We start from the raw sequence: 2,690 nt of genomic DNA, 5'->3' as shown, positions 1-2,690 counted from the left end.
GACTGCGGTCGGGTCAGTGGTTATATTATCAGTCTGGTCGGTCTCAGTAGTGGAATAGCCGTAGGGGTCGGCACACAGAAAGGTGAGCTTGCCGGATATACCATATGGTGTCAGTATCTGGCCGTCTATCGCTTCCAATGAAGTGTTGTAGTAAACATCTGGCAAGATGTCAAAGACAAGTTGAGCAGTCTCTGCCGACGACAGGATACGTTTAATGGTAGCCAGTTTTGATTGTGTATCAGATAGACTTGTCCCGATGATTAAGAAGTTAGTCTCTATCTTGAGTGCTTCCCGTTTACCCTTTGATGCAAAAGCCCGTGTATCCATCTGGGTTAATGCACGGGAAAATAACGTCTGATTATTCCCAGCCTGAGTAATGGTCAATCCATACGTACTCAAATCTATAGAGTTAAATGTTAAGCTGTTAGCCATTAAGCACCTGCCGTTCGGATATTCTGCCGGAACATCTTTTGAACATTTTCAGCTACTGCTACGGAGAGACGTTTTATATCCTGCTCTTCGCGTACTACCACCCCATCAAAGTTCAGATTAAAGGTATATTCATTGGTCTGGCTTGTACCGGGTATACTGCCATTGGCGGAGTTTAACGTGCCAAACGGCTGACCAAGCGGTACTATAGCCTCAGGGCCGGCTTCGCCGATAAGTGCCAGAGTGGGTTTGGTTACGATACCGCCCTCTGCAAACGGCAGAATATTGCCTAAGAAGTTGCCTATACCGCCCACAACATTACCTATCACACCGCCAACGCCGCTGGTAACAAACCCTGCGACCTTAGCAATACCCTCTAGAATAGGTGTCAGCAGTTTCATAACAGCTCCCAAGACGTTGAAAACAGTTTCCAATATGGGTGTCAGGGATTTAAGCAGGTTCACTACTGACTGCAAAACAGGAATAAGTAAGGGTTTCAAAACACCGGTTACCAGCTCCATAAATTCCTTAATCGGTATTGCTTTTACGATATCTCCGAGTACTTCCAAGATAGGTGTAAAAGCGTCAAGAATAGGAGTTAGGATATCCAGTAACGGAGTAAGAGCATCCATTACAAAGGCGATAAAGGCGTCTATCGGGATAGCGTTTAAAACCTTCAGGAGTACTTCGGCAAGAGGCGGGAGTAAACTATTCAGGAGTTGGCTTATCTGTTCTATAGGTAAAGCCGCTACCAAATCCGAGAACGCCGTAATAAGGGGTTTGACAGCGGGCAATAAAGCTGAACCCAATTCAACCATCAGGGCTTCTACCTGGACTTTTAATTGCTCAAATGTCCTTGCAGTGCCTTTATTGATTTCATCATAGGCAGCCATAGAAGCGCCGGCGGAATTAGACATTGATGCCAGGTCTGCTTCAAAAGTTTTGGCGTTATCCCCGGTCAAGGAGAGTACTGCGCCCAAACCCTCAACCGAGCCGAACATTCTTCCCAAGACTTCCTGATTGCCATCTGCCGCTTCTACTAATGTATTAAGTGCGCCGGCTAAGCCTTTCTCCTGTATAAGGGTAGTGCCACTCTCAATTCCGAGGCTTTCCATAGCTGATTTCATGTCAGCAGTAGGTTTGATAATAGCCTGGATGGCCGCTCTGAGCTGGGTAGTGGCAACTGATGTCGGTACACCCTGTTTGGTAACGGTAGCAATAGCCCCTGCCACTTCTTCAAACTTTACCCCGGCCGAAGCTGCCAAAGGGGCAACCTGAAACATGGAAGCGGATAACTCTTCCATTGTGGTTTTACCACCTTTAACAGTGGTAAACATGATATCGGCTACCTTTTCAGCATCAGACGCAGGGATTTTAAAGGCATTCAGCACAGTAGTCAGACCATCTACGGACGTAGTGACATCGGTCACACCGCCCACAGCGGCTTGGGCTGATGTTCTTAGCATAGTAATAGCATCGGCTGCCGGAACACCGGCCGATATAGCCTGATACAGAGCGCTGGCTAATTCATTGCCTGAAATACCCACCTCTGTTGACAGGTCATTTACTTGACTGCTGAGTGAGGCAAACTGGTCTTCCGATAATCCGAGCATGGTATTAACTTCACGCATTTTGCTCTCAAACCCTGCGGCCATAGTAGCGGCAGCGGTACCGAAACCGGCAACAACACCTGTAATCCCAGCAAAAGCTTTACCGAGGTTCTTAAGCTGAGAGGTGGCTTCATCTTTCATTTTAATTAAGATAGACAGTTCAGCTTGACTAGCCATGGTTTACTCCCTCTGCTCCTTGAATAGCTTTGTCCTCGGTAGCCATGAACATTACAATTTCTTCAATTAGTGATGCTGGGGCAGAGTTGTACTCTTGCCAACTCCACCCCATCGTTTTCATGACACGATAACGTTTCCACTTAGCGGCATCCTCCGGAGTAATATCTTGACTCAGCCCTGAAAGAGCCTTGTAAAGGTTCAGGTGGATGCCGTCTACCCGTTTTTTGAGACGAATGTACCTGCGCTTTCAGCCAGAGAGTTAATAGTCTCAAGTACCTTAGACCGGTACTTATTTCGCAGGTTAGAGATATTTTCTTTGGTCACTGGTACAGGGCCACCGTTTTCAGCAAAAGACCACGCCACGATTCCCCGTTCCAGCATGGCCATCCGTCCGAGCGACATACTGAAAGATGCCTTGCCTGAAAGATTTTCAGCTTTGGCCATCTGGTTTAATATGTAGTCCTGGTCTGCCTG

The 2,690-nt window shown here is 47.2% G+C and carries 3 protein-coding genes; all 3 read right to left on the bottom strand.

What is annotated here, in order from left to right; all coding sequences use genetic code 11:
- On the bottom strand, positions 1 to 432 hold a 432-nt coding region (locus WC259_RS08275; protein WP_372644268.1), incomplete at its 3' end, for a distal tail protein Dit.
- Entirely contained in the window at positions 432 to 2,216 is a 1,785-nt protein-coding gene (locus WC259_RS08270; protein ID WP_372644265.1) for a phage tail tape measure protein, read from the bottom strand. The genes WC259_RS08270 and WC259_RS08275, both read right to left, overlap by 1 nt.
- Before the next feature lie 213 nt (positions 2,217 to 2,429).
- A partial coding sequence (locus tag WC259_RS08265; protein WP_372644262.1) for a hypothetical protein occupies positions 2,430 to 2,690 on the bottom strand: 261 nt, incomplete at its 5' end.

This window comes from Dehalococcoides sp. (genome assembly GCF_041654235.1).
GTDB lineage: Bacteria > Chloroflexota > Dehalococcoidia > Dehalococcoidales > Dehalococcoidaceae > Dehalococcoides > Dehalococcoides mccartyi_B.
The sequence above is the reverse complement of the archived record's forward strand: the minus strand, read 5'-3'. Positions and strand labels throughout refer to the sequence as shown.

Excerpts from the sequence above, each read along its gene's own strand:
- WC259_RS08270 (WP_372644265.1), bottom strand. The coding sequence starts at position 2,216 with ATGGCTAGTCAAGCTGAACTGTCTATCTTAATTAAAATGAAAGATGAA.